We start from the raw sequence: 26679 nt of genomic DNA on the forward strand, positions 1-26679 counted from the left end.
TATATGTTTATTCCAGCCCGGGCGCGCGGGCCGCGCGGCGGGCATTTGGCGCTGCATTTATCATTGATCCCTTTGCCCGCGCTGGCCGCGCAGGCGCCTTCGAGTAGCCCCCGATGTCCGAACCCCTAGTGCAGCTGCGCAACGTCACCTTCGGGTATGGCGCGCGCGCGGTGCTGCGCGACCTGTCGCTGGTGGTGCCGCGCGGCAAGGTCACGGCCATCATGGGCGCCTCGGGCGGTGGCAAGACCACGGTGCTGCGCCTGATCGGCGGGCAGCACCGGGCGCAGCAGGGGCAGGTGCTGGTCGACAGCCAGGACGTCGGCGCGCTCGAACTGCCGGCGCTCTATGCCTTGCGCCGGCGCATGGGCATGCTGTTTCAGTTCGGCGCGCTGTTCACCGACCTGAGCGTGTTCGACAACGTCGCCTTTCCGCTGCGCGAGCACACCGACCTGAGCCCGGCACTGGTGCGCGACATCGTCCTGATGAAGCTGCATGCGGTGGGCCTGCGCGGTGCGCGCGACCTGATGCCCAGCCAGATCTCGGGCGGCATGGCGCGGCGCGTGGCGCTGGCGCGCGCGATCGCGCTCGACCCCGAGCTGGTCATGTACGACGAGCCCTTTGCCGGGCTCGATCCCATCTCCATGGGCATTGCGGCGCAGCTGATCCGCCGGCTCAACGATGCCATGGGGCTGACCACGGTGCTGGTGTCGCACAACCTGCAGGAAACCTTCGCTCTGGCCGACCATGTCGTCATCCTGGGCGAAGGCGATGTCGCGGCCCAGGGCACGCCCGGAGAGGTGCGCACCAGCGACAACCCGCTGGTGCACCAGTTCGTGCATGCCCTGCCTGTGGGCCCCGTACCGTTTCACTACCCGGGACCCAGCATGGCGCAGGACTTTGGCGTGGCCCGTGAGGCCGGAGGCCGACGGTGAGCTGGTGGCGCCCCGCGGACGTGGGCCTGGCGCTGCGCAGCCGCCTGGCGGACATCGGCCTGGGCGCGCGCCTGTTCGTGCGGCTGCTGGCCTTGCTTGGCCCGGCGCTGCGCCGCCCGGCGCTGCTGCGCGACCAGGTGCACTTCCTGGGCAACCATTCGCTGGCCATCATTGCGCTGTCGGGCCTGTTCGTCGGCTTCGTGCTGGCGCTGCAGGGCTACAACGTGCTGCAGCTCTACGGTTCGGAGACCTCGCTCGGCCTGATGGTCACGCTCAGCCTGGTGCGCGAGCTCGGCCCGGTGGTCACCGCGCTGCTGTTCGCCGGGCGCGCCGGCACCTCCCTGACGGCCGAAATCGGCCTGATGCGCGCGGGCGAGCAGCTGTCGGCCATGGAACTGATGGCGGTGGACCCGGTGCAGCGCATTCTGGCGCCGCGCTTCTGGGGTGGCGTGATTGCCATGCCGGTGCTGGCGGCGGTGTTCAGCGCCGTCGGGGTGCTGGGCGGCTGGCTGGTCGGCGTGGTGATGATAGGGGTGGACGGCGGCGCGTTCTGGGGCCAGATGCAAGGCGGCGTGGACGTGTTCAAGGACGTGGGCAACGGCGTGGTCAAGAGCCTGGTGTTCGGCGTCGCGGTGACGTTCACCGCGGTGCTGCAGGGCTACGCGGCCAAGCCCACGCCCGAAGGCGTGGCGCGCGCGACCACGCGCACCGTGGTGATCGCGTCGCTGGCGGTGCTGGCGCTCGATTTCATCCTCACCGCCTTGATGTTCAGCTTGTAGGAGGCGCAATGGAACGATCCAAAAACGATGTCTGGGTGGGCCTGTTCGTGATGCTGGGCCTGGCCGCGCTGGTGTTCCTGGCGCTGCAGTCGGCCAACCTGCTCAACCTCAACTGGCAGCAGGGCTATCGCATCAGCGCGCGCTTTGACAACATCGGCGGCCTCAAGCCCAAGGCGGCGGTGCGCGGCGCGGGCGTGGTCGTCGGGCGGGTGCGCGCCATCACCTTCGACGACACCACCTACCAGGCGCGCGTGACGCTGGAGATGGACCGGCACTTCCAGTTTCCCAAGGACAGCTCGCTCAAGATCCTCACCAGCGGCCTGCTGGGCGACCAGTACATCGGCATCGAGCCGGGCGCCGACGAGCAGAACCTGGCCGATGGCGACACCGTCACCGCCACCCAGTCGGCGGTGGTGCTTGAAAACCTCATAGGGCAGTTCCTCTACGGCAAGGCGCAGGACAACGCCGCCCCGCCGGCCCCTGCCAACAACAAGAAATGACCACCTCTCACCATGCAAGCCCCGGCCTGCGGGCCATGCTGCTGGCGCTGACGGCGGGGCTGCTGCTGGCCCTGGCCGGCTGCGCCACCGGGCCGGGCGCCCATCCGCAAGATCCGCTCGAGCCCTACAACCGGGCGATGAGCGAGTTCAACGACGGGGTTGACACCATCTTGCTTACGCCCGCTGCCACGCTCTACAAGGAGGCCTTGCCCCGACCGGTGCGCACGGGCGTGGGCAACTTCTTTGCCAACCTCGCCGACCTCTGGTCCTTCGTGAACAACGTGCTGCAAGGCCAGGGCAGGGCGGCCGCCGACAGCCTGGCGCGCTTCGGCATCAATTCCTTCATCGGCATCGGCGGCGTGTTCGACGTGGCCAGCGAGGCGGGCATAGAGCGCCACAAGCAGGACTTCGGCCTGACGCTGGCGCGCTGGGGCATACCCAGCGGCCCTTATCTGGTGCTGCCGCTGCTGGGCCCGTCCACGCTGCGCGACACGGCCGCGCTGCCCGCCGATACCTGGGGCGACCTGGCCTGGCATGCGCGCCCGGTGCGCACGCGCAACGGCCTGTACGTGCTGCGCTTCGCCGACCGGCGTGCCGCCTTTCTCGGCGCCACGGCGGTGCGGGACGCGGCGGCGCTGGACCCCTACACTTTTACCCGCGACCTCTACCTCGGTGCGCGCGAGCGGCAATCCGGCCGCAATGCCGCGGACAGCGACGGCAGGTTGCCGGAGGAAGATGAATGACGGTTTTTTGCTTTGACTCCTTGAACCGGCGCGGCTGTCTGCGCGCCGCCGTCGCCGCCGCCGTGCTGGCCGGGCATCTGCCCTGGGCGCTGGCCGCGACCGAGGCGCCGAATGCCATGATCGAGCGCCTGTCCAACGAGGTGCTCGATGCCGTCGGCAAGGACGCGGCCATCAAGGCCGGCGACGTGCACAAGATCGTTGCGCTGGTGGACAGGATCATCCTGCCGCACCTGGACTTCAAGCGCATGACGGCCGCCGCCGTCGGCCCGGGTTGGCGCCGCGCCACGCCCGAGCAGCAGCAGCACCTGCAGGACGAGTTCAAGCAGCTGCTGGTGCGCACCTACGCGGGCGCGCTCTCTGAGGTGTCCAACCTGCGCATCGCCGTCAAGCCGTTTCGCGCCGCCGAGGGCGACAAGGACGTGCTGGTACGCACCGAGGTGCGCGGCCGGGGCGACCCCATCGAGCTGGACTACCGCCTGGCGCAGAAGGCGGGCGAGGACTGGAAGATCTACAACATCAACATCATGGGCGTATGGCTGGTGGAAACCTACCGCAGCCAGTTCGCCGCCGAGATCAACGCCCGCGGCGTGGACGGCCTGATCGAGGCGCTGGTGGCGCGCAACCAGGCCAACGCGCCCGCGCGCTAGCGGTGCTGCGCCATGCTGGTGCTGCCTTCCACGCTCACCCACGCCAAGGCGGGCGCCTGCCTGCAGCTGCTGCTGCAGGGCCTCAAGGCCGAACAGGGCAGCCAGGTGCTGGTCGATTGCGCGGCGCTGTCGGTCTTTGACAGCTCCGCCCTTGCCGTGCTGCTCGAATGCCGGCGCGCCGCGCTGTACGACGGCAAGCAGCTGGCCACCCGGGCGATGCCCCAGCCCCTGCTCGATCTGGCGGGCCTGTACGGCGTGCAGGAACTGCTGGCGCCAGCCGCCGCCTGAGGCGCGCTCCCGGGGCGGCGCCGAAAGGCAGGGGCAGGACAGGGAAGACGGCGCCGACTAGAATGCCCGGTTCCCTATGGCCGCCGTTACCTTTCAGTCCGTCTCCAAGACCTTTTCCACGCCGCATGGGCCGTTTCACGCCCTGTCGGGGGTGAGTTTCGAGATCCAGGAGGGCGAATTCTTCGGCCTGCTGGGCCCCAACGGCGCGGGCAAGACCACCCTGATCAGCATCCTCGCGGGGCTGGCGCGCGCCAGCAGCGGCAAGGTCAGCGTCATGGGGCATGACGTGCACGGCGACTACGCCGCCGCCCGCCAGCTGCTGGGCGTGGTGCCGCAGGAGCTGGTCTACGACCCCTTCTTCAGCGTGCGCGAGACGCTGCGCCTGCAGTCGGGCTACTTCGGCCTCAGGCGCAACGACGCCTGGATCGACGAGCTGCTGGAGCACCTGGGCCTGGCCGACAAGGCGGACGCCAACATGCGCCAGCTCTCGGGCGGCATGAAGCGGCGCGTGCTGGTGGCGCAGGCGCTGGTGCACAAGCCGCCGGTCATCGTGCTGGACGAACCCACTGCCGGCGTGGACGTGGAACTGCGCCAGACCCTGTGGCAGTTCGTCGCGCAACTCAACAGGCAGGGCCATGCGGTGCTGCTCACCACCCACTATCTGGAAGAGGCCGAGGCGCTGTGCACGCGCCTTGCCATGCTCAAGCACGGGCACGTGGTGGCGCTGGCCAATACGTCGGAGCTGCTGTCCCAGGCCTCCACCAGCGTGCTGCGCTTCAAGACCGACGACGCGCTGCCGCCCGCGCTGGCGCAGCTCGCGCGCGTGACGGGCCGGGTGGCGCAGCTGCCGGCCGGCAGCGCGCAGGAGATCGAGCAGCACCTGGGCGTGCTGCGCGGCGCCGGCGTGCGCGTGGAGGACGTGGAAATCCGCAAGCCCGACCTGGAGGACGTCTTCATCCATGTCATGGAATCGGCCCAGGACGAAGCGGCGCAGGAGGGCGCATGAGCGGCTGGCCCACGCTGTTCAGGAAGGAGCTGCTGCGCTTTTGGAAGGTGGCCTTCCAGACCGTGGTGGCGCCGGTGGTCACCTCCATGCTCTACCTGCTGATCTTCGGCCACGTGCTGGAAGACCGGCTGCAGGTGTACGGGCAGCTCAGCTACACCGCCTTCCTCGTGCCGGGGCTGGTGATGATGAGCATCCTGCAGAACTCGTTCGCCAACAGCGCCTCCAGCCTGGTGCAGAGCAAGATCATGGGCAACCTGGTGTTCATCCAGCTCACGCCGCTGTCGCACTGGGCGTGGTTCACCGCCTACGTGGGCTCGTCCGTGGTGCGCGGGCTGGTGGTGGGGCTGGGCGTGTTCGTCGTCACGCTGTTCTATGCCCAGCCGGGCTTCGTCCAGCCGCTGTGGAGCCTGGCGTTTGCCGTGCTGGGCGCGGGCCTGCTGGGCGCGCTGGGGGTCATCGCGGGCCTGTGGGCCGACAAGTTCGACCACATGGCCACCTTCCAGAACTTCGTCATCGTGCCCATGACCTTTCTTTCGGGCGTGTTCTATTCGATAGACACCCTGCCGCCCTTCTGGCAGGGCGTGAGCCAGCTCAACCCCTTCTTCTACATGGTCGACGGCTTTCGCTACGGCTTCTTCGGCATGAGCGACATCTCCCCCTGGGTGAGCCTGGCCGTGGTGGGCCTGGCCTGGGTGCTGGTGAGCGCGCTGACGCTGCGCCTGCTGGCCGTCGGCTACAAGATCCGCAACTGATTTTTCTGTTTTCCGCAAAGGTGTGCCCATGACCGCTGACGACATCCGGCAACTCATCGCCGAGCACCTGGCCTGCGAGCACCTGCAGGTGGACGGCGACGGACACCACTGGTTTGCGCTGGTGGTCTCCCCCGCGTTCGAGGGCAAGCGCCCCATCCAGCGCCACCAGCTGGTCTATGGCGCGGTGCGCGCGCACATGGACAGCGAGGCGCTGCATGCCCTGTCCATGAAGACCTTCACGCCGGCCGAGTGGGAGCAGGCGCAGCAGCAGGCGGTGTGAGCCATGCTGCCGCCCGGCGCCGCTCTCTTGCTCCTTGCCCCGCCGGGGGAAGGCCGGGATGGGGGCTTGGGGCTTGTCCCACGCAGTGCGCTGATTGCGGTCCGGGCGGCCCCCACCCCAACCCTCCCCCAAAGGGGGAAGGGGAAATTCACATTTTGATAGCTATTGGCGCTTGATGGGCAAGCGTTAGAGCCCGATTTGACTCTTATTCGATGGACAAGCTCCTGATCCGTGGCGGACGCCGGCTCGACGGCCGCGTGACCATCTCCGGCGCCAAGAACGCCGCCTTGCCCCAGATGTGCGCGGCGCTGCTCACGCACGAGCCGGTGCACCTGGTCAACGTCCCGCGCCTGCACGACGTGCGCACCATGCGCCAGTTGCTCGACCACATGGGCGTGGTGAGCACCACGCATGGCGAGCGCGGCGGCATGAGCTTCGCAGCGCCCGACACCCTGCGCCCGGAGGCACCCTACGCGCTGGTCAAGACCATGCGCGCCTCGGTGCTGGCCCTGGGCCCGCTGCTGGCGCGCTTCGGCCGTGCCCGGGTGTCGCTGCCCGGCGGCTGCGCCATCGGCGCGCGGCCGGTGGACCAGCACATCAAGGGCCTGAGCGCCATGGGCGCGCTGATCGAGGTAGAGCACGGCGACATCGTCGCGCGCCTGCCCGAGGGGCAAAAGCGCCTCAGGGGTGCGCGCATCACCACCGACATGATCACCGTCACCGGCACCGAAAACCTGATGATGGCCGCCTGCCTGGCCGAGGGCGAAACCGTGCTGGAAAACGCCGCCCAGGAGCCCGAGGTCAGCGACCTGGCCGAGATGCTCATCGCCATGGGCGCGCGCATCGAAGGCCACGGCAGCAGCAGCATCCGCATCCAGGGCGTGGCGCGGTTGGCCGGCTGCACCCACCAGGTGGTGGCCGACCGCATCGAAGCCGGCACCTTCGCCTGCGCCGTGGCCGCCACCGGCGGCGACGTGCTGCTCGAGCATGCGCGCCTGGACCACATGGAGGCGCTGGCCGACAAACTGCGCAGCGCCGGCGTCACCCTCACGCCCGGGGCAGACGGCCTGCGCGTGCAGAGCCCCGGCGGCGCAGCCCTGGTGGCGCAGGGCTTTCGCACCATGGAATACCCGGGTTTTCCCACCGACATGCAGGCGCAGTTCATGGCGCTGAACCTGGTGGCGCAGGGCAGCACCACAGTGACCGAAACCATCTTCGAAAACCGCTTCATGCACGTGCAGGAGCTGATGCGCCTGGGCGCCGAGATCATGGTCGACGGCCGCGTGGCCACCGTGGCGGGCGGCGCGCGCCTGACCGGCGCCACCGTCATGGCCACCGACCTGCGCGCCTCCGCCAGCCTGGTGATCGCCGGCCTCGTGGCCGAGGGCGAAACCGTGGTGGACCGCATCTACCACCTGGACCGCGGCTACGACGCGATGGAAGACAAGCTGCGCCAGCTGGGCGCGGACATCGAGAGAATCCAATGACGCAGCAGATCACGCTGGCGCTGTCCAAGGGCCGCATCTTCGACGAAACCCTGCCGCTGCTGGCCACCGCCGGCATCGAGGTGCTGGAAGACCCGGAAAAAACCCGCAAGCTCATCCTGCCCACCAACCAGGCCGACGTGCGCGTGGTGCTGGTGCGCGCCACCGACGTGCCCACCTACGTGGAATACGGCGGCGCCGACCTGGGCGTGGCCGGCAAGGACAACCTGATCGAGCATGGCGGCCAGGGCCTGTTTCGCCCGCTGGACCTGCGCATCGCCCAATGCCACGTCGGCGTGGCCGTGCGCACCGACTTTGATTACCAGCAGGCCGTGCACCAGGGCGCACGCCTGCGCGTGGCCACCAAATACCCCACCATCGCGCGCAACTTCTTTGCCGGCAAGGGCATGCATGCCGACCTCATCAAGCTCTACGGCAGCATGGAACTGGCCCCGCTCACCGGCCTGGCCGACGCCATCGTCGATCTCGTCTCCACCGGCAACACGCTCAAGGCCAACCAGCTGGTGGAGGTCGAGCGCATCATGGACATCAGCAGCCACCTGGTGGTCAACCAGGCCGCGTTCAAGCTCAAGCAGGCGCGCATCAAGCGCATCATCGAGGCGTTTGCAGGGGCGGTGGGAGCGGACTGAGATACGGCCGTGGATGCAAAACAAGACGGCACGAGAGCGGTTCGCGGCTGAATCCGCTCCTGCGAAAATGGCCTTGCTTTCTATTTGAACAGTCTTGGAGCCCGCCATGCGTATCACGGTCACGATCGACGACGAGTTGTACCAGCAGGCACTGGAACTGGCCGGTCCGGGCACGGATAGGGTGACATTGCTGCGCGAAGCCATGCAGACCTTTATCCGTGTGCAGTCTGGCAAGCGGTCGGCTGCGTTGGGTGATCAGACATCGCAAGTGGCCGGTGCACCGCACCGCCGTTCACTGGCCGAGGTGTTGACCGCCATCCCTTTAGCGGAGCAAGACGACGGCTGGGATGGGTGGCCACATTCCACAATGGAATCTATCGAAAAACCATGAAATTGCTAGCTGCCCCCGCCCGCCTGTCAACGGTTTCAGCCACATTCGAGCAAGATTTTGCCGCCCGCCTGCACTGGTCGGCCGAGCAGGACGCCGCCATCGAGCAGCGCGTGGCCGACATCCTGGCCCAGGTGGCCGAGCGCGGCGATGCGGCCGTGCTGGAATACACCGCGCGCTTTGACCGGCTGCAGGCTGCCAGCGTCGCCGAACTGGAGCTGACTCAGGCAGAGCTGCAAGCCGCGCACGACGGATTGAGCGCCGCCCAGCGTGAAGCCCTCACCGCCGCCGCCCGGCGCGTGCGCAGCTACCACGAGGCGCAGAAAAAAGCCTGCGGCGAAAGCTGGAGCTACCGCGACGAAGACGGCACGCTGCTGGGCCAGAAAGTCACCCCGCTGGACCGCGTGGGCATCTACGTGCCCGGCGGCAAGGCCGCCTACCCCAGCAGCGTCCTGATGAACGCCATCCCCGCGCAGGTCGCGGGCGTGCCCGAAATCATCATGATGGTGCCCACCCCCGGCGGTGACAAGAACCCGCTGGTGCTGGCCGCCGCATACCTTGCGGGCGTCACGCGCGGCTTCACCATAGGCGGCGCCCAGGCCGTGGCCGCACTGGCCCACGGCACCGCCACCGTCCCCAAGGTGGACAAGATCACCGGCCCCGGCAACGCCTACGTCGCCAGCGCCAAGAAGCGCGTGTTTGGCCAGGTCGGCATCGACATGATCGCCGGCCCCAGCGAAATCCTGGTGCTGGCCGACGGCAGCACCCCGCCCGACTGGGTGGCCATGGACCTCTTCAGCCAGGCCGAGCACGACGAACTGGCCCAGGCCATCCTGCTGTGCCCCGACGCCGCCTACATCGACCAGGTGGCCCAGGCCATGAACCGCCTGCTGCCTGAATTGCCGCGTGCCGAGATCATCGCCAAAAGCCTGTCGGGCCGCGGCGCGCTCATCCACACGCGCAGCATGGAAGAAGCCTGCGAAATCAGCAACCGCATCGCCCCCGAGCACCTGGAAATCTCCAGCAGCGAACCCCACCGCTGGGAGCCGCTGCTGCGCCACGCCGGCGCCATCTTCCTGGGCGCCTTCACCACTGAATCGCTGGGCGACTACTGCGCCGGCCCCAACCACGTGCTGCCCACCAGCGGCACCGCGCGCTTTTCCAGCCCGCTGGGCGTATACGACTTTCAAAAACGCACCAGCCTGATCGAAGTGAGCGAGCAGGGCGCCCAAACCCTGGGCCGCACCGCCAGCGTGCTCGCGCGCGGCGAAGGCTTGCAGGCGCATGCCAGGGCGGCGGAGCTGCGGTTGAAGCCTTGAAAGGTGATCGTCAGGGGCAGCACAGCATCCGCATCAACGGCCAGTGGCGAGTCTGCTTTGCGTGGCACGACGACGGTGTGCATCGGGTCGAAATCGTGGACTACCACCAGGAGATGAAAATGACCGAACTGCTCGATGAAATCCACCCTGGCGAAATCCTGCTGGAGGAATACATGCTGCCCATGGGCATCACCGCCCGCCAGCTTGCGGCGGATATTGACGTCTCACCCAGCAGGATCAGCGAACTGGTGCACGGCCGTCGCCCGATCACTGCCGATACCGCCTTGCGACTGGGCTTGTTCTTCGACATGGAGCCGCGCTTCTGGATGAACCTGCAGACAGAGTACGACATGCGTGTGACGGCGCGCACCATGCAGGAAAAAATCGCACCCAGAATCCGCGTTTTCTGCCCGCGCACCACCGCCTGAAGCCTGCCAGCGGCCGCCCAGCCGGCTCCTCTCCCCTTTGGGGAGAGGCTGGGTGAGGGGCCGGCAATCACCCTGGCTCCATGCGCCTGTCCAGGGGTTGATGACAGTGACACCAGCCGCGTCGCAGGGCGCAGTGTCGCGTGAAGCCACGATGAAACCCCGCGACGCCGCAATGGCCGCGACGTAGCCGTCTGGCGTCGGAAAGCCGCGCCCGCCATTTCCGGCCGTCACGGCCAGGTCGGCGTAGTGGCGCGCGGCATCCGCATCAAAGGGCAGCACCCGCTCCTTGAAGAGTTCCAGCAATTCGTTCAGGGCGCGGTCCAGCATGTCCTTGCGTCGGCTGGCCGTGAGCGCCTGGATGCCGAACAGCAGCTGCGCCAGCGTGATGCACTTCGTCGGGCAAAGGGGCGTGATGACGAATGGGTGCCCTGCGTCAGATGCTGGAGCCATTCAGATGGATGGGGTATCGAGCTGGCCTCGGTACATCGTCAGCACGCCCCTTTGCCCGGCGCGAGTGATCGGGCCAGTCATCGGGGGAATGGTGGGAAGTAATCTATGCCACTTGGTGGCATAATCTCAACCCATGGAGCGCGTATTCAAGACCCGTTATTTCCAGCGATGGATGCGCAAGACGGAGCTTGCCGATGCCGCCTTGTGCAAGGCCGTTCAGGAGATGGCTGCTGGCCTGATCGATGCCGACCTTGGCGGCGGTGTGGTGAAGAAGCGCGTCGGACTGGCTGGGCGCGGCAAGCGCGGCGGTGTGCGCACGCTGCTTGCCACCAACAAGGGCAGTCGCTGGTTTTTCGTATTCGGCTTCGAGAAGAACGAGCGCGACAACATCAGCGATGATGAACTGCAAGCATTGAAGGACTACGCTGCAGACTGGTTGGAGCGCATGGACGCGCAATTGGATGACGCCGTTGCTGACGGCACTTTGCAGGAGATCTGCCAATGACCACACCCAAGGCCAAGAGCCGCATCATGGAAGCCGTGCATGAAGGCGCACACGATCTGTACCGTCTGGGCTTCATCGACAAGCGCAAGATGCAGAAGTACGACGTGCTGTGTCTGAAGCCGGTGCAAGACTACGATGCCGCCAAGGTCAAGGCGCTGCGTGAACGGCTGCGCCTGAGCCAGGCCGTGCTGGCCAGCGTATTGAACACCAGCACGTCCACCGTCCGCAAATGGGAAGTGGGCGACAAGCGCCCCAGCGGACCGTCGCAAAAATTGCTGGACATCATCGAGCGCAAGGGGCTGGAAGCGGTGCTTTGAAGGAAATTGCACCTTCTCTTGCCCATTCAGCCCATTGCAGGCGCAGACATTGGCCGTAGTGCTTGGTTTGGAGCGGCGCATGTTCTACAAAAGCATGACGACCCATGCCGACCATACCCTGTGGCAAGACGTGTACCACGCACCTTGTCCCAATGGCTGCATGGCCTACATCAAAGTCACCTTTCGCGCGGATGGCGCGGTGGTGCTCCAGTTCAAGGAGCTTTGACATGACCCCCGACGCAAAGAACCGGTACTGCCTGCAATGCGACGACGGCACGGCCCTGGTGCACACCACCAAGGACGTGCATGGCGAGATCATGGGCGTGCCCTATTCCGTGAAGGGCGTCACTGGCTGGCATTGCCCGGCCTGCGGCGAAATCGAATACGACTTGCAGGGCGACAGCGCCGCCCGCATGAGCGCGGCCGTGGAGGCCGCTGGCCAGGAGGCCAGGCAACGGCAAGCCCTGGCGCTGCGCGCCGCGCGCAAAAAACTGGGCTTGTCGCAAGCCGAGGCGGGACGTCTGTTTGGCGGCGGTGTATCGGCTTTCAGCGAATATGAACGCGGCAAGACCCAGCCACACAAGTCCACCGTGCTGCTGATGCGCTTGCTGGACAAGCACCCCAACCTGCTGGCCGAGGTGCGATAGCCGAAGTTCGCGTTGGCCTGCTGCTGCCTGTCGGCCGTGTTGTCTGGCGTTCCCCCTCGGCATCAACCCCGCCAACTGCTCACGCACCCTTTCTTGCCCATTCAACCCATCGCAGGCTTCGGCTTGCCTGCCAGTGCCTGCGGGCGAATGCCTGGCATCAACGATATTCAGGTCGGATGCAGCATGGGGTGCACCGTCTGCACGGCCTGTTGCACTGCCCCGTCAAGCTCGGCCACGCGCAAATCGTAAGCCGTTTGCAGATTGAGCCATGACCGTGCGTCACCCCCAAAAAAGCGGCACAGGCGCAAGGCCGTATCGGCGGTAATGCCCCGGCGCCCCAGCACGATGTCGTTGATGCGCGATGCAGGTACGTGCAGTTGCCCGGCCAGCGCATTGGCGCTGAGCTGCAGAGGTTTGAGGTAGTCCTCACGCAATATTTCGCCCGGGTGGATGGGGCGCATGCCGTTTTTGACCATGTCTTTCTCCTGGCTGGCGTTGTCGTCAGTGATAGTCGACGATTTCCACATTCATGGGCCCTTTGTCCGTCCAGACAAAGCACACGCGCCACTGGCCGTTGATGCGGATGCTGTGCTGCCCTTGGCGGTCGCCCGTCAGCAGCTCAAGGCGATTGCCTGGCGGACTGCGCAAAAAATCCAGTGTCACGGCGGCATCCAGTTGTGCCAGCTTGCGCTCTGCCACAGACTGGAAGCTGGAAAAACGCCGTGTCTTGCCGCTGGTGAACAAGCGCTGAGTGTCTGGGCACCTGAAGGAAACAATGGGCATGAATGGAGAGTACTCTATCACGTTTACCGGTATTCGGTAAAACAATCCGGTGCACGCAGTTTGCTCTTGCAGCAGTCGGCATGCCCTTGCCCATTCAACCCATCGCAGGCTCCGGCTTGCCCACCAGTGTCTGGGCGGGAATGCCCAGCGCCAAAAGCCTGCGAATCATGTGCAGCGTGAGCGGGCGCTTGCCCCCCAAAATCTCATAGACCCGGTGGCGCGGGCCGATCCAGGGTGCCATGTCGGCCACCGTCAGGCCTGCCTGGTCCATGTGGAATTTGATCGCATCAACGGGGTCCAGCGGCTTCAGCGGGTAGTGCTTGCGTTCCCAAGCTTCAATGAGGGTGAGGAGCGCCTCGAACCAGGCACCTTCTTCACTGGCGGGATCACATTCATCAGGGGCATCGAAGAAACTTTCCGCCGTTTTCAACGCTGCCCGGTAATCGTCCTCGGTGCGAATGGGATGCAAGGTGTGCTGGCTCATGGTTTGATCTCCACGGTATGGGCGTCAATTCGGTCGTACTCGGCATGAGTGCCTGCGAATTTGATGTGCGCCGCCTTGCAAAGAGGCCCCCGCCGCGAAATTCCGCCGGGCCTTCTCCCTCCCCCTTTGGGGGAGGGCAGGGGTGGGGGCAAGCGCCACCACCCGCCACCGCCCATTTCAATTTCACCGGGCCGGGCTGATCACGCCTTCAACACCCCGTCTCCCGGCACCAAGCCCGCCAACTGCGCCCGCGCAATCACGTGCCCATGTGCCGCCGCGCGCGCCAGCCACATCAGCGCCAGCGCCTTGCCGCCGTCGCCCTCGTGACCGTTGCCCCCGCCAGCCAGCCCCGCCGCATGCAGCAGCGCCAGCCAATGCATCGCGTCCGCGCTGCCTTGGTCGGCGCCGGCCTGCAGAAAGTACAGCGCCGCCGCCGCGCCGGCGCTGCGGCCCCTGTCTGCCTGCGCGTGCGTGCCGGCCGCGCCCGCCAGCGCCTCCAGCGCCAGCAGCGCGCCCAGCTCCGCCTGGGCGGTGGCGTCGCCCCCGTCGGCACGCGCCAGCAGCGGCAGGTCGGCCGGGGCAATGGCCACCGCCAGCTCTGGCACCAGCGCATCGAAGGGCACCAGCGTGCGGCCTTCGCCCAGGCGCTCCACCAGCCCCTGCTCCACGCGGCGCTGCCAGGTGCGCACGCTGCGCCCGGTCAGCGCCGCGGCCGTGTTCTGGCTGACCGCGCAGGGGAAGGTAAGGGAAGGGTGCATGCACAAGACCAGGGCAGCCCAAGGCGGGGCGGAAGACCCATTGTCGCCAAAATTTCGCGACACGCGAGGGCGCGACACCCCCTTGTTGCGACAAAGCGGCGGCGCGGCGTACAAAACTTGACGTTTGTACCAATCGCCGCCGCCCGCGCCTGCCCTATGATGCGCATGCCGGCTGGTTTGGCCTGGCACGGTAAGTGCTTGCCAACAGGGCGTGCGGCGACGCACCCAGCGGAGTGTCTCCTGTTTCAACTTTTGTGAGGGATAGTCTTATGAAGACCATGAAGAAAGTCCAGCAAGGTTTTACCTTGATCGAATTGATGATCGTTGTGGCGATCATTGGTATTTTGGCTGCAGTGGCGTTGCCGGCGTATCAGGATTACACGGTGCGTGCCAAAATTTCTGAAGTGCTCTTGGCAATGTCTTCTTGCCGCACATCTGTAACAGAAGTTTTCCAATCTGGTAATGCTCTTCCTGCCGCAGATGATGCGGCGTGGGGATGCACCACAGGAACTGGTGCTGCCACAAAACAGGTTGCTGAACTCCATGTCTCTGCTGCCGGTGTTATTACGGCAAAAACAGCGACTGGCCTTGGCGGTACAGCCGATGGCAAGGTCGTTTCCATGGCGCCTTCGTCAACTGCGGCCGGTACGTTCACTGCTGCAGTTGCAGGTACTAATATCGCCGGTTGGCGCTGCGGGTTGACGGCGGATGGGACGGATATGCCGGCTAAGTATCTGCCTTCGAGTTGCCGTGGCGTTTATTAATACGCAAATTCTTTTTGGGTAATTTGAAAGCCCGCCGCACTGGATCCAGTGCGGCGGGCTTCTTATTGAGCGGATTCAAAAGTAAAGTGAAACACCTGCCACCTTGTAAGGTCAGCAGGTGCATTCCAACCCTTCGCAGTACCGCCAACTTGGCCTTGCCCTTGGAATCTGTATCCCATAGCTGCTCTCATGCACTGATTGGCCTACCAGTTCTCTTGGAAGCGCATCGGGCTTACATAGTCCAGCGGGAACCTCCAAAAGCCGCCTCTTCCTACCTGTCAGAAGCATGAAGCTGGGATAGGACAATTAGCAGCAAGGTGAAAGAGTGGGTCGCGTTGCTGGATGCAGACCTCAAGCTGGTCGGATATGCGCCGGTGGATGCGTTCTGAGAGCGACTTGGTCGCTGATGGCGTGTTCGAGTTGCAGCCCAAGTCGTAAATCAAAAAAGTGAGCTGTTAGCGGTTGTCTGGTAAGGATTTAAAATATAAACCTATCTGAAATCGTTTGCTGGTGAGCGCAGACAGCTATGCAATTTGACGATTCCGTGGCACATCTTCAGTCTGTGGGATGGCTTGGTGGCCTGCCTCGGTTTGCGGAGGCTGAGCACTCGGCGGATGTCGCGCTCCTGCTCTTCGCTCAGGGCGCGCAGCACGCCCACGGGCCGTCCGCAGGGCTTGTCGGCCAGGGTCTTGGCGCCGCCCTCGTCATGGCGCCTCCAGATGTCAAACACGCCGGTGCGCTACAGGCCCTGGTCGGCCGCGATGGCCTCGCAGGTCCAGCCCGCGCGGCAGAAAGCGGGGCAGGGGCCGCAGCGGCACCTCCGTCACCGGCACGGCGGCGGGGCGCAAGGCGGCGCTGCCTTGCGGGCCGATCAGGTGCACTTGCGCGGAACGCGAGAGTTCGTCGGCAATATGCCAGTTCAGGCGCTCCATGCCGCCAACCAAGGGGGGCAGCTTGCGGGTGATGTGCAGGATGCGGTGAGGGGCGGTTGCCATCGAGGCCTCGATGCCGGGCGGGGCTTGCTTACGTTGCCACAAACTGTCACCTCGCCCTCTTCGAACAGGAGCTTGACGAACATGCCTGGCTGTTCGGTGTAGTCCTCGGTCATATCCGCCGCCGTATCGCTCAGCCGTGGGGTGACAAAACCCAAGTATTGCGGATCGGGCACGAAGATGTCGATGTCCTTGCTCATCCGGTGGCGGTAGCGGAACATCAACACGGTTCCACCGCCCAAGGTCCAGAACGGGTCTGCCATGCCGCCGTACTTGCTGATCTCGTCGATCAAGGCCAAGGCACGTGGGAACAGGCTTTCCCAAGCGCCGCTGGGCAGCACATTGGCGTTCATGCCCACAGCGCCCGACGGTGAACGGACAGCGACCGCGCGAGTTTTGCGACGTTGCGCCAGACCTGCCGAGGCGGCAGATGCGCATGCGCAGCTGCCTCCTCTACCGCCATCACGACGGTGGGCACGGGGGCCTCATCCAGCAGATGGGTCAGGTGTGGGGCGAACGAAGGCGGCACATCGCCACTGGCCAGCGCCTGCTCCAGTACCTCGGGGGCAAGCTCATGTGCATAGCTGACGCTCGCCGTCTTGGCCGCCATCCACAAGCCGCGTTTTTTGCGTCGCGTTTGCGTGTCCGGTTTGGAGCTATCGAGCCCCAGCACTGCCATGATCTGTCCCACGCGGTTGATGCCCAGATCGCTCAAGGTGCCGTTTTCCAGCCCCACCACGGTCTGGCGCGACAGGCCGCTCAGGTGTGCCAGTTGCGCTTGGGTCAGGCCCAGCTTGGCGCGTCGGGCGCTCACGGCACGTCCAATCTCAGTCAGGTTCATGGTCAGGCAATGGGAATATGTCAAAAATATTTGACATATTAATGCTTGAACGCTAATTCGACCAGCCACCGAGAGTGATCTGCAGACAAGCTACGGAGACGGGATGTGCGCGACGGGGTCCGCCGGATTGCCAAGCAGCTCTGCCACGGCGCGATGCTTCCTTGCAGGCCGGGATTCATCCAGTCCAGAGAGAGGACAGGGGGACGGCATGCAAGTTGCCGCCGAAGGAGAGAACCTGATGGCCGTCGTACAGCACCATGCCGATGCGAAAATCCGTGCCGGCGGCCGTCGCAAGTTTGCGCAAGCCCGTGAAATCGGCTGGCTGGACAGAGGCAGCGGCCTTCACTTCAATGCCGACGATGTCCCCCGCCTCGGCCTCGATGACGAAATCGACCTCGGCCTGATCCTTGTCTCGGTAGTGGAACAGGGAGCAAGGGGTAGCTTGCCAGGCCAGCATTTTCAACAGCTCGCCATGCACGAAGGTTTCCAGCAACGCACCCCAGGCCGTGCGGTCGCGCTGCAACCGATCTGCCGAAAGACCGCGCATGGTGGCAAGCAGACCGGAATCCAGAAAATGCAGCTTGGGTGTTTTGATCTGCCGCTTCAGTTGATTGCGAAACCAGGGCTCCAGCCGACGAACCAGAAACACCTGCTCGAACATACCCACATACTTGCGCGCGGTTTTGTCATCGATGCCAAGCTGGCCAGCCATTTGGCTGAAGTTGGTGAGCTGGCCGGATTGCTGAGCCAGGGCGCGCAGCAGCCGAGGAAGGCGGTCCAGCTTGTCTAGCGTCGCAATGTCACGGATGTCCCGTTGCACGATGGCGCGCACGTATTCGCGCGCCCACGCCTGCCGACGCGCAGGCTCGGTGCGGTGTGTCATTTCGGGGTAGCCGCCCTTGAGCACGGCCTGCATCAGCGTGGCGGCGGTATCTGGCGCGAGAGCTTGGGCAGGCGGCTCGCCAGCCAGAACCTTCAGCAGGAACGATGAAGGTGCGCGCCGCATCTCGGACTGGGCCAGCGGCAGCAGGTTGATCACCTCCATCCGCCCGGCCAGGCTGTCGGAAAGCGTGGGCAGGGTCAGGATATCGGTTGAACCTGTCAGCAAGAATCGACCCGGTTGCCGATCTTCGTCCACCAACTGCTTGATGGTGCGCAGCAAGGCAGGCGCGCGCTGAACCTCGTCGATGGCCACACGGCCTCTGCCTCGCAACAAGCCCACAGGATCGTTCAGCGCTGCATTGAGCGTGGTTTCTTCGTCCAGCGACAGCCAGGACACGTGCTCGTCCACGAACTGCCTCAGTAGCGTGGTCTTGCCGCATTGCCGCGGCCCGTCGATCAAAATGACTGGCGTGTCGGCAAGAGCGGATTTGACCAACTGGGCAGAGAAACGGTGGTAGTGCTGCCGCTCAGCAGTCATGGGGAATGTCCAGGTGTGGACAAAGTTTCGGCTGTTTCGGATTTTACCTTCGTCTGATTCGGATTATGCGGGCGTCCAATTCGGAATTTCAAGACGGGGTGAAGTGGCAATCCGAGGGTGCCAAGCGCTGCGGCGTCACGCCCTCACCAAGTGGCCCTGATCGTGCGGAATGCGGAGTTTTTTGTCGTTCAGACAAGCGCCAGCCGCTGCACGGTATCGGGAAACTTCTCGACCAGCCGGATCAGCAGCGCTGCCTGAGCGTTGGGTTTGGCCCGGCCTTGCTCCCAGTTCTCCAGGGTGCGGGGATTGGTGCGCAGGTAGCTTGCGAATACGAGGCGCGACAAGTGCAGGCGCTCACGCAGCGCAAGCAACTCGGCGGCTGTGACATCGGGCGCGGCCTTCACCTGGACCTCGTGGGTGCGTAGCGTTTGCTTGCCTTGGCGCTCGCCCGAAAGGGCCTCGAAGCCTTCGGTCAGCTCTGCAAACAGGTTCCGTTTTTTCATCGACGTGCCTCCAGTTCGGTTTTCAGCATGTTCTTGAGCACCTTTTTCTCGTCGGAGCTCAGGTCAGCCATTTCGTCCTTGTCGTACAGGGTGAACAGCCAGAATTGCGAATCGCCATCAGGTAACGGCCGTTGCGCGCTCAGGCGCCTTGGCCAAAAAGGCAGATCGGTGTTGGCGGGGGGATTCGAATCAGGCCAGCTGCACGATCTGGTTCAGTATCAGGCACACCTGCGAAAAGACTTCTGGAGTGGCCCGGCGCATGGGATGGGGCGTGGCGCCGCGCGCCCGCCAGTCGAACGATTTGGGTTGGTGGCACAACACGTAGCTGGTAGCACCGGCCTTGCGCCCACTGGCTGTGCCTGCGGCCACGGCAAAGGGGTTGTCCGCGTTGTAGGCGGCGGTGGTCATGGGCAGGCCCAGCACCAGCGAGGTGCGGTCATTGAAGGCGCGGGGAGAAAGCACGACAAAGGGGTGGATGTCGCGCATTCCGTGACCGGCCTGGGGGTTGCAGTCGATCCAAATGATGTCCTGCCGGTCTGGCACCCAGGTTTTCTGGGTGCGGCTTACCACTGCTCGGCGCCCAGCCGACCGGCGTCAGGCATGGCTTCGCCACCGTGGCGTTGGGCATCAAAGCGGGCCAGGCGTTCACCCAGGGTAGGTTGCGCATCCCGCACCGGCTCGATGACCACGCGCCCGTTCTCCACCAGCATGCGCACGCGCTGCTCGGCATTCAGGCGGGCTGCACGGGCTACCTTGGCGGGAAGGCGCACGCCCAGGCTGTTGCCCCAGTATTTGATATTGAGCAGGACTTCGGTCATGTGGGCCTCCAACGCGGGATCAACAAGGGAACGGTGTTTATACAAGTATAAACGACTACCTTGCCTGAATGGGGGCGGAAGGTGCGCGGCGGGGTCGTGAGGATCGTCAACCGGCTCTTTGCGCAGCCAGCGCCTGCATAGCCTGGACACGACACCTCGCAGACCAGCGCCGCGCCGGCGCATTCTGCTAAATTGCCCGCATGACCCCTTTATCCGGAAAACACATCGTGCTGGGCCTGTCGGGCGGCGTGGCCTGCTACAAGGCGGCGGAGCTGGTGCGCCTGCTGGGCAAGGCGGGCTGCACGGTGCAGGTGGTGATGACGGAGGCGGCCGAGCACTTCATCACCGCGACCACGCTGCAGGCGCTCAGCGGGCGGGCGGTGTACACCTCCCAGTGGGATGCGCGCGAGCCCAATGCGATGGCGCACATCAACCTGAGCCGCGACGCGCACGCCATCGTGATTGCTCCTTGCAGCGCGGACTTCATCGCGCGGCTGGCGCAGGGGCGCTGCGACGAGCTGCTGAGCCTGCTGTGCGTGGCGCGGCCGCTGCAGCGCGTGCCGCTGCTGCTGGCCCCGGCGATGAACCGCGAGATGTGGCTGCACCCGGCCACGCAGCGCAACCTGGCGCAGGTGGTGGCGGACGGCGCGGTGTCGCTGGGCGTGGGCTGCGGCTCGCAGGCCTGCGGCGAGACCGGCGACGGGCGCATGCTGGAGCCGGCTGAAATCGTGGAAGAGCTGCAGGCCTTCTTCAGCCCCAGGCTGCTGGCGGGCGAACAGGTCTTGATCACCGCCGGCCCGACCTTCGAGGCGATCGACCCGGTGCGCGGCATCACCAACCGCTCCAGCGGCAAGATGGGTTTTGCGCTGGCCCGGGCGGCGCGCGAAGCCGGCGCGCAGGTGACGCTGGTGGCCGGGCCGGTGGCGCTGGCGACGCCGCGCGGCGTGCAGCGCCTGGACGTGGAGTCGGCGCAGGACATGCTGGGCGCGGTGGAGCAGTGCGTGCCCCACGCCAGCGTCTTCATCGCCACGGCGGCGGTGGCGGACTGGCGTCCGGCGGCCGTCGCCGCGCACAAGATCAAGAAGGACGGCACGGGGCAGCTGCCCCAGCTGGGCTTCATCGAGAACCCGGACATCCTCGCGACGGTGGCGGCCAGCCGCCGCGCGCAGGAGGGAGCGCTCTACTGCGTGGGCTTTGCCGCCGAGAGCGAGAACCTGCTGGAACATGCGCGTGCCAAGCGCCAGCGCAAGGGCGTGCCGCTGCTGGTGGGCAATATCGGCCCGGCCACCTTCGGGCAGGACGACAACGCCCTGCTGCTGGTCGATGAGGCCGGTGTGCAGGAGCTGCCGCGGGCCAGCAAGCACGCTCTGGCGCGCCAACTGGTGGCCGAGCTGGCGCGCCGCCTGGGCGCCACACGCGCGGACTTGCCACGAGAGGACATGCCATGAAGCTGCCAGGTGCAGAAGGGCCGCCGGACGGCGACTTTGCCCGTTATGTGGAGCAACTGAGCGGGCGCAGCCCGGGCGTGGCGGCGCAGTCACGAGGCGGCGCATCCGCGCGCGCCTCGGCCGGCAAACGCATGGCCGACGCTGCCGCGCGGCGACCGGAGCATGGCAGCACTGCGGGCGCTGCAGCACGCGGCAAGGCGGCCCGCCCGCTGGCCGCGCCCGCGTTTTGGCCGGCGCTGGTTTTCAGGGTGGTGCTGGCCGGCGTGGTGTTGCTGCTGGTGACGACGCTGATGCCCGTGGCGCTGCCCGCAGCGGTGGTGTTCGTGCTGGCCTGGCTGGTGTCCGAGGCCATTCGCGCCAAGGGACGCGGGCGCTGAAGCGCCGGATTGCAAAGAGGCAAAGAGATTGTCGATGCTGGTCGATTTGAAGATTCTCGATGAGCGCCTGCGCGCGCAGATGCCCGCTTATGCCACGGCGGGCAGCGCCGGACTGGACCTGCGTGCCTGCCTGGCGCAGCCGCTGCAACTGGCCCCCGGGCAGTGGGAGCTGGTGCCCACGGGCATGGCCATCCATTTGAAGGACCCGGGCTTTGCGGCACTGATCTTGCCCCGCTCGGGTCTGGGCCACAAGCACGGCATCGTGCTGGGCAATCTGGTGGGCCTGATCGACAGCGATTACCAGGGCGAGCTGATGGTCAGCTGCTGGAACCGCTCGGCGACGGCCTTCACCATGCAGCCCATGGAGCGGCTTGCGCAACTGGTGATCGTGCCGGTGGTGCAGGCGCAGTTTCGCGAGGTTGAGGAATTTGTGGCCTCCGACCGGGGTCGCAGGGGTTATGGCTCCACCGGTCGGCAATAGGTCGGCGCCGCTGAGGGTGCCAATTTGCAAGAAAGGATTCAAGAATGAAACAGGTTTTTCGACACGGCGCGACGGTGCTGGCTCTGCTGGCGGCTGGCGCGCTGGCCGGCTGCGCCGGCAACCAGCCCAGGGAATACGGCAACGCGCCGCATTACCGCGGCCAGGCCGCCCAGGTGCAGCAGCATTACCAGTCCGACCCTTATGGCACGCGCTATGGCACCGTGGTCGGCATCGAGTCTGAACACGTCGATCGCGGCACCAGCGGTGCGGGCGCGGTGGCCGGCGGCGTCGTGGGCGGCGTGCTGGGCAACCAGGTCGGCGGTGGCACGGGCCGCGCGCTGGCGACGATCGCCGGCGTGATCGGCGGCGCCGTGGCCGGCAATGCCATCGAAGGGCAGGCCAACCGCGGCAACAGCGGGCGTTACTACGTCACCGTGCGCTTTGATGACGGCAATCAGCAGGTCTTTGACGTGCCCGGTGTGGGCGACCTGCGCCGGGGCGACCGGGTGCGCTACTACCAGGGGCAGATCTCGCGCTTGTGAGCGCGCCTGCGCTCAGTCTTGCAGCTTGAAGAAGCCGGTGCCGGCGCTGCGCCGCTCGGACTCTTCGGCGCTGGCTTCGCGCACCGCATGCACCTTGAGCCGGATGCGCAGCGCCATGCCGGCCAGCGGATGGTTGCCGTCGAGCACCACGTGTTCGGGGTAAATCTGGGCCACGGTGTACAGGTGCTCGGCAGGCAGGCGCGCAGCGATGTCGGCGGGCAGGCTGGCCGCTTCGATCAGCATGCCTTCTTCGATCTCCGGCGCAAAGGCCGCGCGCGGCTCCAGAAAGAGCAGGCTCTCGTCGTAGTCGCCAAAGGCCTCCTCGGGCTCCAGGTGCAGCGCCAGTTCGGCGCCGGGCCCGTGGCCCTGCAAGGCCTGCTCGATGCGCGCAAGCAGGTCGTCGCCGCCGACGAGGAATTCGGTCGGCTCCTGCAGCACGTCAAGCTCTTCGCCCAGCGTGTCCTGCAAGACCCAGGTGAGGGCGACCACGCAATGTTCATTGATGTCCATGGCGCAGAATTGTCGCAGCAGCGAGCGCGCCGCGCAGCCGAGGAGGCCGAACATGGAGCAGATTCCCGCCGACACCTTGCCCACCGGCCGCTTTGAGGGCCGCGAGGCTTTTCGCGAGCTGGTGCGCGATGCGCTGCGCCAGGCGGCAGTCGAGGGCTGGCCCGAGCTGCTGCTGTGCGACGCCGACTTTGCCGATTGGCCGCTGGGCGAGCGCGCCGTGGTCGAGAGCCTGCAGGCCTGGGCCGGCGGCCGGCGGCGTCTGGTGCTGCTGGCGGGCCACTACGACGCTCTGCTGCGGCTGCACCCGCGCTTCGTGCAATGGCGCGTGCGCTGGGAGCATCTGGTCACGGCGCGCAAGGCCAGGGCGGCGCAGGCACAGGATTTGCCCAGTCTGTGCTGGGCCAGAACGTGGGCCATGCACCGCATCGACCCGGTGCGCAGCCAGGGCGTGGCCACGCGCGAGCCCGAGCGCCTGGTCTTGCTGCGCGAGCAGCTCGACGAATGGCTGCTCAACCGCTCCACGCCGGGCTTTGCGTCCTCGGTTCTGGGTTTGTAACCTTGGTTTGCATTCGGGTAAATATGGATTGACGTGGCTCACTACAATGACTTCGTCCTGCGCCACAACCATTTTGGCGGCGCATGAAACCCGCACTGCGGCTGCAGGAGATGCCGCAGGCGGGACACGCAATTACCTGCTTTTTTTGGGAGATCGATCATGAAATATTCCGTCGTATTGGCTTCGCTTGTGGCCGCCAGCGCCCTCGTTGCATGTGGAGACAAGCAGGAACCCGCGCCGGCGCCGGCACCGGCTGCACCGGCTGTGGCGCCCGCCCAATCCAGCTCCGACGCCGCCGTGGATGCCGCCAAGGACGCAGCCAAGGATGCGGCGGATGCGGCCGCACAGGCTGCTTCGGCAGCCGGTGACGCGGCCAAGGCTGCCGGCCATGCGGCGGTAGAGAAGACCAAGGATGCCGCGCACGCCACCGCCGACGCGGCGCGCGACGCCGCCGACGCGACCAAGGAAGCGGCAAGCGACGCGGCCCAGGCGGCCAAGGAAGCTGCCGACAAGGCGGCTACGGCAGCGAGCGGCAACGGCAGCAACACCAGCACCACTACCAGCAGTACCAACTGAGGGCGGTTCTCGCTCGCAGCAGCGCGCGCCGCCATCCGCCGCCCATGAAAAAGCCCCGGCCTGCTCAGGCCGGGGCTTTTGCGTCCTTGAGGGGCGTTGGCGCGCTACTTCATGTCTTCGACCAGGATGCGCAGCATGCGCTCGACGTTGGCCTGGCTCTCGGCGCTGCCGTCCGCGCCCAGCACGGAGACCGTGCTGTGCTGCGCATTGCTGCGCACCACGATGCGGTATTTTTCCGGCGCTGCCGCGCTGGCCGAGGCGCCAAACAAGCGGCCGAAGAAGCCCGGCTCTTTCTTTTCGGTTGGCGGCACGTAGCGCACGAAGTAGGTGCCCTGGCTGCGGTCGCGGTCTTCGACGGTGAAGCCGGTGCGGTCCAGCGACAGGCCCACGTGGCGCCAGGCGCGGTCGAAGTCCTCGTTGAGCTCGATCACCTGCGTGTCCTCGGCCTGCACCAGACGCGCGGCGGCAGGCGCTGCCACGGCCGGTGCGGCGGCGGCTTCTGCCCTGGCCTGCTCTTCGGAGACGCCGAGCTTGACCATCAGGCGGCGCAGGAATTCGGTTTCGAGCTCGGGGTCGGCCGGGCGCGGCTGCCAGATGGTGTTGTCCTTCTGGGTGTTGGTATAGACCTCGGCCATGCCCTTGTGGGTGATGTAGATGTCGGTGCCGCCATCGGCGCGGCGCTCCAGCCGGGTGCGGAACTTGTCGCGCTCGCCGGTGGAGTAGAGCGAATCGAACAGCTTGCCTATGGTGCGCCGTATCACGTCCTGCGGGATCTTGGCGCGGTTTTCTGCCCAGTCGGTCTCCATGATGCCCAGTTGCGGCTGGTCGATCGAGAGCACGAAGCCGTGCTCCAGCCAGAAGTCGCGCACCGGGTCCCAGAGCTGGTTGGGCGAGCGCGCCACTACCAGCCAGCGTTCATTGCCCGCGCGTTCGATGCGCACGTCGCCTATGCCCTTGGGCGCGGCGTTGATGCCGGCCTGCGCCTGCTGTGCGCGCCCGGCTTCGTAGGCGGCGGCCGAGGCGGCCTTGCCTGGCACGACGTAGCGGGTGTCGGTGGACAGCTGCGTGAGGTCGGGCGGCACCTCCAGGGTGGAGCCGGTGGTGGCGCTCTTGTAGTCGATCTTGTCGCTCTCCAGGACGGAGCAGGCCGAGAGCGCGACGGCGAGGCCCAGCAGGCTCAGGCGTAGGGTCGTGTTCACGCGGAGGTCTTTCGTGTTGCGGTGGGTGGGTTACTTGAGCAGCCCGCTGGCGCGCAGGGCGCCCAGCACGGCGGCTTCGTTCTGGCTGGCCAGCGGCGTCATCGGCAGGCGCATGGCACTGCCGCACAGGCCCATGCGCGCCATCGCCCATTTGACGGGAATCGGGTTGGCTTCGACGAACAACTGCTTGTGCAGCGGCAGCAACTGGCGCTGGATCTGCATGGCGCTGCGCGCGTCGCCCGCGATGGCGGCCACGCACAGCTCGTGCATCAGGCGCGGCGCGACGTTGGCGGTGACGCTGATGTTGCCCTGACCGCCGCAGAGCATGAGCGCGACGGCGGTGGGGTCGTCGCCCGAATACACCGCAAAGCCTTCGGGCACGTCGCGGATCAGCCACTGCGCGCGCGCGATGTCGCCGGTGGCCTCCTTGATGCCGACGATGCCGGGCACCTGCGCCAGGCGCAGCACGGTGTCGTGCTGCAGATCGGCTACCGAGCGGCCGGGCACGTTGTAGAGCACCATGGGCAGGTCGCCCGTGGCTTCGGCGATGGCCTTGAAGTGCTGGTACTGGCCCTCTTGCGTGGGCTTGTTGTAGTAGGGCACAACTTGCAGCTGGCTGTGCGCGCCGACCTTCTTGGCAAAGCGCGCGAGCTCGATCGCCTCGTGCGTGGAATTGGCGCCGCAGCCGGCGAGCACAGGCACGCGACCGGCGGACTGCTGCACCGTCACGCGGATGATTTCGCAGTGCTCCTCGACATTGACCGTGGGCGATTCGCCGGTGGTGCCGACCACGCTCAGGCAGTCGGTGCCTTCCTGGATGTGCCAGTCGATCAGCTTGCGCAGGGTGGGGTAGTCGACGCTGCCGTCCTCGTGCATGGGGGTGACGAGGGCAACCGTGCTGCCGGTGAAGAGGTAACTGCGGGAGGTCATATCCGTGCGTGAAAACCGCAAAAGGGCATTCTATGGCAGTCGGAGCGGCAGGCGAGGCGGGGCCGAGGGCGCTTCCAGCGGCGCGCGCACCGCAGCGATGCGCTGCACGAAGCGCTCGGGCGCGCTCAGAAAGCCGTCCTCGTAGGCTACCGTGCGCAAGGCCGCGCAGGCGCCGAGCAGCTCGCCCGGCTGCAGCAGAAAGTCCGCCCGCGCCGGCCGGCCCACGGTTTCGTTGCCGACGGCGAAGGTCTCGTACAGCAGCACGCCGCCGGGCGCGACGCTGGCGACGATGGTCGCGAGCAGCGGGCGCCAGAGGTAGTTGGTGACGACGACCGCGTCGAAGCTGCGCCCGGCCAGCGGCCAGGGGCCGTTTTCGATGTCGGCACAAATCGCTTCGCCCAGGTTTGATATGAAATCAATAGCTGCTTGCGCTTTATCCACGCCGGTTACAGCGTGATTTCGTTCATGAAACCAGCGCAGATGCCGGCCCATGCCACAGGCCACGTCCAGCACCGATCCGCCCGGGCGCACCAGGTGGGACCAGCGCCGTATCCATTCCGAAGGAGCAAGATTGCCGTGCAT

At 66.1% G+C, this 26679-nt stretch carries 39 protein-coding genes and 1 pseudogene; 25 read left to right on the forward strand and 15 right to left on the reverse strand.

Annotated features, from left to right (window positions below; translation table 11 throughout):
- Positions 1-113 precede the first annotated feature (113 nt).
- The 14 genes from KUD94_RS02470 to KUD94_RS14830 all read left to right on the forward strand — a co-directional run bounded on the left by KUD94_RS02470 (position 114) and on the right by KUD94_RS14830 (position 10196).
- Positions 114-932: an ABC transporter ATP-binding protein gene (locus KUD94_RS02470; protein WP_218238333.1), complete on the forward strand. Its 819-nt coding sequence runs from the start codon at positions 114-116 to the stop codon at positions 930-932.
- Positions 929-1711, forward strand: a complete 783-nt coding sequence (gene mlaE, locus KUD94_RS02475; protein WP_146911379.1) for a lipid asymmetry maintenance ABC transporter permease subunit MlaE — start codon at positions 929-931, stop codon at positions 1709-1711. Before KUD94_RS02470 ends, mlaE begins: the two co-directional genes overlap by 4 nt.
- A gap of 8 nt (positions 1712-1719) precedes the next feature.
- On the forward strand, positions 1720-2211 hold the full coding sequence (gene mlaD / locus KUD94_RS02480; protein WP_146911377.1) for an outer membrane lipid asymmetry maintenance protein MlaD: 492 nt from the start codon (positions 1720-1722) through the stop codon (positions 2209-2211).
- Positions 2208-2954 (forward strand): VacJ family lipoprotein, encoded by a 747-nt coding sequence (locus KUD94_RS02485; protein WP_370625879.1) that lies wholly within the window; start codon positions 2208-2210, stop codon positions 2952-2954. The genes mlaD and KUD94_RS02485 overlap by 4 nt, the downstream gene beginning before the upstream one ends.
- Entirely contained in the window at positions 2951-3601 is a 651-nt protein-coding gene (locus KUD94_RS02490; protein ID WP_218238334.1) for a phospholipid-binding protein MlaC, read from the forward strand. The genes KUD94_RS02485 and KUD94_RS02490 overlap by 4 nt, the downstream gene beginning before the upstream one ends.
- A 12-nt stretch (positions 3602-3613) precedes the next feature.
- A complete protein-coding gene (locus tag KUD94_RS02495; RefSeq protein WP_146911374.1) occupies positions 3614-3889 on the forward strand; it encodes a lipid asymmetry maintenance protein MlaB in 276 nt (91 codons plus the stop codon).
- 76 nt (positions 3890-3965) lie between these two features.
- On the forward strand, positions 3966-4895 hold the full coding sequence (locus tag KUD94_RS02500) for an ABC transporter ATP-binding protein (protein ID WP_146911372.1): 930 nt from the start codon (positions 3966-3968) through the stop codon (positions 4893-4895).
- Positions 4892-5647, forward strand: coding sequence for an ABC transporter permease (locus KUD94_RS02505; RefSeq protein WP_146911370.1), 756 nt, complete (start codon positions 4892-4894; stop codon positions 5645-5647). The genes KUD94_RS02500 and KUD94_RS02505 overlap by 4 nt, the downstream gene beginning before the upstream one ends.
- Before the next feature lie 28 nt (positions 5648-5675).
- Positions 5676-5927 carry a BolA family protein gene (locus tag KUD94_RS02510; protein ID WP_370625880.1) on the forward strand — a complete coding sequence of 84 codons (252 nt, stop codon included), beginning with the start codon at positions 5676-5678 and terminating at the stop codon, positions 5925-5927.
- 212 nt (positions 5928-6139) lie between these two features.
- A complete protein-coding gene (gene murA, locus KUD94_RS02515; RefSeq protein WP_146911366.1) occupies positions 6140-7414 on the forward strand; it encodes a UDP-N-acetylglucosamine 1-carboxyvinyltransferase in 1275 nt (424 codons plus the stop codon).
- Positions 7411-8061: an ATP phosphoribosyltransferase gene (hisG, locus tag KUD94_RS02520; RefSeq protein WP_146911365.1), complete on the forward strand. Its 651-nt coding sequence runs from the start codon at positions 7411-7413 to the stop codon at positions 8059-8061. The genes murA and hisG overlap by 4 nt, the downstream gene beginning before the upstream one ends.
- A gap of 106 nt (positions 8062-8167) precedes the next feature.
- Positions 8168-8452, forward strand: a complete 285-nt coding sequence (locus tag KUD94_RS14875) for a type II toxin-antitoxin system VapB family antitoxin (protein ID WP_218238335.1) — start codon at positions 8168-8170, stop codon at positions 8450-8452.
- Positions 8449-9768, forward strand: coding sequence for a histidinol dehydrogenase (hisD, locus tag KUD94_RS02530; RefSeq protein WP_218238336.1), 1320 nt, complete (start codon positions 8449-8451; stop codon positions 9766-9768). Before KUD94_RS14875 ends, hisD begins: the two co-directional genes overlap by 4 nt.
- The gene (locus KUD94_RS14830) at positions 9765-10196 is read left to right on the forward strand and encodes a HigA family addiction module antitoxin (protein WP_304516289.1); all 432 of its coding nucleotides are present in this window, start codon (positions 9765-9767) and stop codon (positions 10194-10196) included. Before hisD ends, KUD94_RS14830 begins: the two co-directional genes overlap by 4 nt.
- 90 nt (positions 10197-10286) lie before the next feature.
- Here the strand turns inward: KUD94_RS14830 and KUD94_RS02545 are convergent.
- Positions 10287-10646, reverse strand: a pseudogene (locus KUD94_RS02545) (PIN domain-containing protein); the annotation flags it as partial.
- Between the two features lie 133 nt (positions 10647-10779).
- Between KUD94_RS02545 and KUD94_RS02550 the strand changes: the two are divergent.
- From KUD94_RS02550 to KUD94_RS02565, 4 genes are all read left to right on the forward strand, one after another.
- Positions 10780-11151 (forward strand): type II toxin-antitoxin system RelE/ParE family toxin, encoded by a 372-nt coding sequence (locus KUD94_RS02550; RefSeq protein ID WP_218238337.1) that lies wholly within the window; start codon positions 10780-10782, stop codon positions 11149-11151.
- Positions 11148-11468 (forward strand): DNA-binding transcriptional regulator, encoded by a 321-nt coding sequence (locus tag KUD94_RS02555; RefSeq protein ID WP_146911350.1) that lies wholly within the window; start codon positions 11148-11150, stop codon positions 11466-11468. Before KUD94_RS02550 ends, KUD94_RS02555 begins: the two co-directional genes overlap by 4 nt.
- Before the next feature lie 79 nt (positions 11469-11547).
- Complete coding sequence (locus tag KUD94_RS02560) at positions 11548-11694, forward strand: type II toxin-antitoxin system MqsR family toxin (protein WP_146911348.1); 147 nt, start codon at positions 11548-11550, stop codon at positions 11692-11694.
- A 1-nt stretch (position 11695) separates the two neighbouring features.
- On the forward strand, positions 11696-12115 hold the full coding sequence (locus KUD94_RS02565; RefSeq protein ID WP_146911347.1) for a type II toxin-antitoxin system MqsA family antitoxin: 420 nt from the start codon (positions 11696-11698) through the stop codon (positions 12113-12115).
- Positions 12116-12282: 167 nt separating this feature from the next.
- Here the strand turns inward: KUD94_RS02565 and KUD94_RS02570 are convergent, their stop codons facing one another.
- The 4 genes from KUD94_RS02570 to KUD94_RS02585 form a co-directional block, all read right to left on the reverse strand.
- Entirely contained in the window at positions 12283-12591 is a 309-nt protein-coding gene (locus tag KUD94_RS02570) for a HigA family addiction module antitoxin (RefSeq protein WP_146911346.1), read from the reverse strand.
- A 25-nt stretch (positions 12592-12616) separates the two neighbouring features.
- Entirely contained in the window at positions 12617-12898 is a 282-nt protein-coding gene (locus KUD94_RS02575) for a type II toxin-antitoxin system RelE/ParE family toxin (RefSeq protein ID WP_146911344.1), read from the reverse strand.
- Positions 12899-12992: 94 nt separating this feature from the next.
- Positions 12993-13382, reverse strand: a complete 390-nt coding sequence (locus KUD94_RS02580) for a type II toxin-antitoxin system HigA family antitoxin (protein ID WP_146911342.1) — start codon at positions 13380-13382, stop codon at positions 12993-12995.
- Between the two features lie 200 nt (positions 13383-13582).
- Positions 13583-14140 (reverse strand): hypothetical protein, encoded by a 558-nt coding sequence (locus KUD94_RS02585; RefSeq protein WP_146911340.1) that lies wholly within the window; start codon positions 14138-14140, stop codon positions 13583-13585.
- A 269-nt stretch (positions 14141-14409) separates the two neighbouring features.
- Here KUD94_RS02585 and KUD94_RS02590 point away from each other — a divergent pair, with 269 nt between their 5' ends.
- Positions 14410-14904, forward strand: a complete 495-nt coding sequence (locus KUD94_RS02590; RefSeq protein WP_370625881.1) for a pilin — start codon at positions 14410-14412, stop codon at positions 14902-14904.
- Between the two features lie 919 nt (positions 14905-15823).
- Here KUD94_RS02590 and KUD94_RS02595 read toward each other — a convergent pair.
- From KUD94_RS02595 to KUD94_RS02620, 6 genes are all read right to left on the reverse strand, one after another.
- A complete protein-coding gene (locus tag KUD94_RS02595) occupies positions 15824-16249 on the reverse strand; it encodes a nucleotidyl transferase AbiEii/AbiGii toxin family protein (RefSeq protein WP_146911336.1) in 426 nt (141 codons plus the stop codon).
- Positions 16246-16737: a helix-turn-helix domain-containing protein gene (locus KUD94_RS02600; RefSeq protein ID WP_218238338.1), complete on the reverse strand. Its 492-nt coding sequence runs from the start codon at positions 16735-16737 to the stop codon at positions 16246-16248. The genes KUD94_RS02595 and KUD94_RS02600 overlap by 4 nt, the downstream gene beginning before the upstream one ends.
- A 175-nt stretch (positions 16738-16912) precedes the next feature.
- Positions 16913-18157 carry an ATP-binding protein gene (locus KUD94_RS02605; protein ID WP_218238339.1) on the reverse strand — a complete coding sequence of 415 codons (1245 nt, stop codon included), beginning with the start codon at positions 18155-18157 and terminating at the stop codon, positions 16913-16915.
- Positions 18158-18345: 188 nt separating this feature from the next.
- Positions 18346-18660 carry a DNA-binding transcriptional regulator gene (locus KUD94_RS02610; protein WP_218238340.1) on the reverse strand — a complete coding sequence of 105 codons (315 nt, stop codon included), beginning with the start codon at positions 18658-18660 and terminating at the stop codon, positions 18346-18348.
- 189 nt (positions 18661-18849) lie between these two features.
- Positions 18850-19146, reverse strand: a complete 297-nt coding sequence (locus tag KUD94_RS02615; RefSeq protein ID WP_255437723.1) for a type II toxin-antitoxin system PemK/MazF family toxin — start codon at positions 19144-19146, stop codon at positions 18850-18852.
- Positions 19147-19223: 77 nt separating this feature from the next.
- Entirely contained in the window at positions 19224-19478 is a 255-nt protein-coding gene (locus KUD94_RS02620) for an AbrB/MazE/SpoVT family DNA-binding domain-containing protein (RefSeq protein WP_218238342.1), read from the reverse strand.
- Between the two features lie 200 nt (positions 19479-19678).
- Between KUD94_RS02620 and coaBC the strand changes: the two genes are divergently transcribed.
- The 4 genes from coaBC to KUD94_RS02640 are packed head-to-tail and all read left to right on the forward strand — an operon-like array spanning position 19679 to position 22326.
- On the forward strand, positions 19679-20926 hold the full coding sequence (coaBC, locus tag KUD94_RS02625; RefSeq protein ID WP_218238343.1) for a bifunctional phosphopantothenoylcysteine decarboxylase/phosphopantothenate--cysteine ligase CoaBC: 1248 nt from the start codon (positions 19679-19681) through the stop codon (positions 20924-20926).
- A complete protein-coding gene (locus KUD94_RS02630; protein ID WP_218238344.1) occupies positions 20923-21303 on the forward strand; it encodes a hypothetical protein in 381 nt (126 codons plus the stop codon). Before coaBC ends, KUD94_RS02630 begins: the two co-directional genes overlap by 4 nt.
- A 34-nt stretch (positions 21304-21337) precedes the next feature.
- Positions 21338-21784 carry a dUTP diphosphatase gene (gene dut / locus KUD94_RS02635; RefSeq protein ID WP_218238345.1) on the forward strand — a complete coding sequence of 149 codons (447 nt, stop codon included), beginning with the start codon at positions 21338-21340 and terminating at the stop codon, positions 21782-21784.
- A gap of 44 nt (positions 21785-21828) precedes the next feature.
- Positions 21829-22326, forward strand: coding sequence for a glycine zipper 2TM domain-containing protein (locus KUD94_RS02640; protein WP_218238346.1), 498 nt, complete (start codon positions 21829-21831; stop codon positions 22324-22326).
- Positions 22327-22338: 12 nt separating this feature from the next.
- Here KUD94_RS02640 and KUD94_RS02645 read toward each other — a convergent pair whose 3' ends face one another.
- A complete protein-coding gene (locus KUD94_RS02645; RefSeq protein ID WP_218238347.1) occupies positions 22339-22836 on the reverse strand; it encodes a peptidylprolyl isomerase in 498 nt (165 codons plus the stop codon).
- Positions 22837-22888: 52 nt separating this feature from the next.
- On the opposite strand from KUD94_RS02645, the gene KUD94_RS02650 reads away from it, so the two are divergent.
- Together KUD94_RS02650 and KUD94_RS14650 are read left to right on the forward strand one after the other, a co-directional pair.
- Positions 22889-23392: a hypothetical protein gene (locus tag KUD94_RS02650; RefSeq protein ID WP_218238348.1), complete on the forward strand. Its 504-nt coding sequence runs from the start codon at positions 22889-22891 to the stop codon at positions 23390-23392.
- Between the two features lie 159 nt (positions 23393-23551).
- Positions 23552-23968 carry a hypothetical protein gene (locus KUD94_RS14650; RefSeq protein ID WP_255568975.1) on the forward strand — a complete coding sequence of 139 codons (417 nt, stop codon included), beginning with the start codon at positions 23552-23554 and terminating at the stop codon, positions 23966-23968.
- A 104-nt stretch (positions 23969-24072) separates the two neighbouring features.
- Here KUD94_RS14650 and bamC read toward each other — a convergent pair whose 3' ends face one another.
- The 3 genes from bamC to KUD94_RS02670 are packed head-to-tail and all read right to left on the reverse strand — an operon-like array spanning position 24073 to position 26679.
- On the reverse strand, positions 24073-25167 hold the full coding sequence (bamC, locus tag KUD94_RS02660) for an outer membrane protein assembly factor BamC (protein ID WP_218238349.1): 1095 nt from the start codon (positions 25165-25167) through the stop codon (positions 24073-24075).
- 30 nt (positions 25168-25197) lie between these two features.
- Entirely contained in the window at positions 25198-26097 is a 900-nt protein-coding gene (dapA, locus tag KUD94_RS02665; protein ID WP_218238350.1) for a 4-hydroxy-tetrahydrodipicolinate synthase, read from the reverse strand.
- Positions 26098-26127: 30 nt separating this feature from the next.
- Positions 26128-26679, reverse strand: a complete 552-nt coding sequence (locus KUD94_RS02670; RefSeq protein WP_218238351.1) for a bifunctional 2-polyprenyl-6-hydroxyphenol methylase/3-demethylubiquinol 3-O-methyltransferase UbiG — start codon at positions 26677-26679, stop codon at positions 26128-26130.

The organism is Comamonas sp. NLF-1-9 (assembly GCF_019195435.1).
Taxonomy (GTDB): Bacteria; Pseudomonadota; Gammaproteobacteria; order Burkholderiales; family Burkholderiaceae_C; genus Comamonas_C.